1 protein-coding gene is annotated in these 3,159 nt (G+C 75.1%); it reads left to right on the top strand.

What is annotated here, in order from left to right; translation table 11 throughout:
• Positions 1-3,159: SDR family NAD(P)-dependent oxidoreductase (locus AB0H32_RS47540; protein WP_361135736.1), on the top strand; the 3,159-nt coding region annotated here is incomplete at both ends.

The raw sequence follows: 3,159 nt of genomic DNA, 5'->3' as shown, positions 1-3,159 counted from the left end.
TCCTCAGCGGCATGGCGCAGGGCTGTGCGGACGACATCGTCACCATCCCCGTACTCCGAGCCGACCGTCCCGAGCAGCAGGCCGTCACCACCGCGCTCGCCGAACTGCACGTGCACGGTGTCTCCCCGGACTGGCAGGCCCTCTTCCCCGGTGCGCGGAAGGTCGACCTGCCCACGTACGCCTTCCAGCAGCAGCGCTACTGGCTGGAGGCTCCCGAGGCCGGGACGGCCGCCGTGGACGCGGTCGACGCCGAGTTCTGGGCGAGCGTCGAGCGCGAGGACGCCGAGTCCCTCGCCACCACGCTGGGGCTGAGCCCCGAAGAACTGGACGTCGTGGTCCCGAAGCTGTCCGCCTGGCGGCGCCAGCGGCGCGAGCAGTCCGTGGTGGACGGCTGGCGCTACCAGCTGGCCTGGCAGCCGCTGAACGGCCTGTCCGCCGGCGATCTCTCCGGCAGCACATGGCTGTTCGCCGCGCCCGAAGGCGACGAGCGGGCCGCGACGGTCCGCGCGGCCCTCGCCGGACGCGGCGCGCACCTGATCCCGCTGGCGGTGGGCGCCGACGCCGACCGCGCGTCCCTGGCCGACGAGCTGACCCGGACCGCAGCCGAAGCCGGTTCGCTCGACGGCGTCCTGTCGCTGCTCGCGACCGACGAGACCGCCTCGCCCGAGCACCCCGCGCTCTCCCAGGGCCTCACGCAGACCGTGGCCCTGGCCCAGGCGCTGGGCGACGCGGGCGTCGACGCGCCGCTGTGGTGCGCCACCCGCGGAGCGGCTGCCACCGGCCGCTCCGACGACGCACCGCTCAGCGCGGTGCAGAACCAGGTGTGGGGCCTCGGCCGCGCCCTGGCCCTGGAGCACGCCCGGCGCTGGGGCGGCCTGATCGACCTGCCCGCGGCCGTCGACGAGCGCGCCGCCGGCCGTATCGCCGCCGTCCTGAGCCAGGGATCCGGCGCTGCGGAGAACCAGGAGGCCCAGGAGGCCCGGGAGGACCAGGTCGCCGTCCGCGCCTCCGGCGTGTTCACCGCCCGACTCGTCCACGCCCGAAGCGGCGCCGGCCGGCCGTGGTCGCCCCGCGGCACGGTACTGATCACCGGTGGTACGGGTGCGCTGGGCGGGCACGTCGCCCGCTGGCTCGCCGGTGCCGGTGCCGAACACCTGGTGCTCACCAGCCGCCGCGGCGCCGACGCGCCCGGCGCGACCGTACTCAAGGCCGAACTGGAGGAGCTGGGAGCGCGCGTCACCCTCGCCGTGTGCGATGTCGCCGACCGCGACGCGGTGGCGGCGCTGCTCGCCGAGCACACCTTCACCTCCGTCTTCCATGCCGCGGGCGTGGAACAGTTCGCCCCCTTCGACGAGTTGACGCCGGCCGACTTCGCCCGCACGGTGGCGGCGAAGGCCCGTGGCGCCGCGCACCTGGACGAACTGCTCGGCGACCGCGAGCTGGACGCCTTCGTCCTCTTCTCCTCGATCGCCGGCGTGTGGGGCAGCGGACTGCAGACCGCCTACGCGGCCGGCAACGCCTTCCTGGACGGGCTCGCCGCCCGGCGGAGGGCCCGGGGCCTGACCGCCACCGCGATCGCCTGGGGCCCCTGGGCCGACGGCGGCATGGTCACCGACGCCGACGAGGAGCACCTGCGTCGCCGCGGCGTCGTCACCCTGCCCGCCGCACTCGCCGTGACCGCGGTCCAGCGCGCCCTGGACTGCGACGACACCGCGGTCGTCGTGGCCGACATCGACTGGGAACGGTTCATCGGGCCGTTCACCCTCGGCCGCCCGAGCGCCCTGCTGTCCGAGCTGCCCGAGGTGCGCCGCGCCGGCACTCCGGCTCCGGCCGACGCCGCCACCGGCGCCGCGCCCCTGACGGCCCGGCTCGCCGGACTGCCGGAGGCCGAGCGCGCTCAGACCCTGACCGACCTGGTCCGCGCGCACGTCGCGGCCGTCCTGGGCCACTCCTCGTCGGCGGAGGTCGATCCCGACCGGGCCTTCAAGGACCTCGGCTTCGACTCCCTGACCGCCGTCGAACTCCGCAACAAGGTCAACACGGCGACCGGCCTTGCGCTGCCGCCCACGCTGGTCTTCGACCACCCCAACGCCACGGCGCTCGCCCGCTTCCTGCAGAGCGAGCTGCTCGGATCGCAGGCCGCCGCGCCGCAGGAGCAGCACGCGGCCGCCGACGACGAGCCCATCGCCATCGTGGCGATGAGCTGCCACCTGCCCGGCGGCGTCGACTCACCCGAGGCACTGTGGGACCTGGTGACGTCCGGCGGCGACGCCATCTCCGAGTTCCCGTCGAACCGCGGCTGGGACGTCGAGGCCCTCTACGACCCCGACCCCGATCGCCCCGGCAGGACGTACGCGCGCGACGGCGGATTCCTCTACGGCGCCACCGACTTCGACGCCGGCTTCTTCGGGATCTCGCCGCGCGAGGCCCTGGCGATGGACCCGCAGCAGCGCCTCCTGCTGGAGACTTCGTGGGAGGCCTTCGAGCGGGCCGGGATCGCCCCCGCGCAGCTGCGCGGCAGCCGGACCGGCGTCTTCGTCGGCATGGCCTACCAGGGCTACGGAGCCGATGTGCGCCACACGCCGGAAGGCGTCGAAGGACACCGGCTCGTCGGCGGCGCCTCCAGCGTCGTCTCCGGCCGGGTGGCCTACACCTTCGGCCTCGAAGGCCCCGCCGTCACGATCGACACGGCCTGCTCGTCGTCCCTGGTCGCCCTGCACCTGGCCATGCAGTCGCTGCGGAGCGGCGAGTGCACGATGGCCCTGGCCGGCGGCGTCACCGTCATGGCCAGTCCGAGCGTTTTCGTGGAGTTCAGCCGCCAGCGCGGCCTGTCGCCCGACGGCCGCTGCAGGGCGTTCGGCGCGGACGCGGACGGCACCGGCTGGGCGGAGGGCGTGGGCGTGGTGCTCGTGGAGCGCCTCTCCGACGCCGTGCGCAACGGCCACGAGGTCCTCGCGGTGGTGCGGGGCAGCGCCGTGAACCAGGACGGCGCGTCCAACGGCCTGACCGCGCCGAACGGTCCGGCTCAGCAGCGGGTGATCCGCCGGGCGCTGGCCTCGGCCGGGCTCGCTCCGGGCGACGTGGACGCGGTGGAGGCGCACGGCACGGGTACGAGGCTGGGTGACCCGATCGAGGCGCAGGCGCTGCTAGCCACGTACG

Source organism: Streptomyces sp. NPDC020362 (genome assembly GCF_040642095.1).
Taxonomy (GTDB): Bacteria; Actinomycetota; Actinomycetes; order Streptomycetales; family Streptomycetaceae; genus Streptomyces.
The sequence above is the reverse complement of the archived record's forward strand: the minus strand, read 5'-3'. Positions and strand labels throughout refer to the sequence as shown.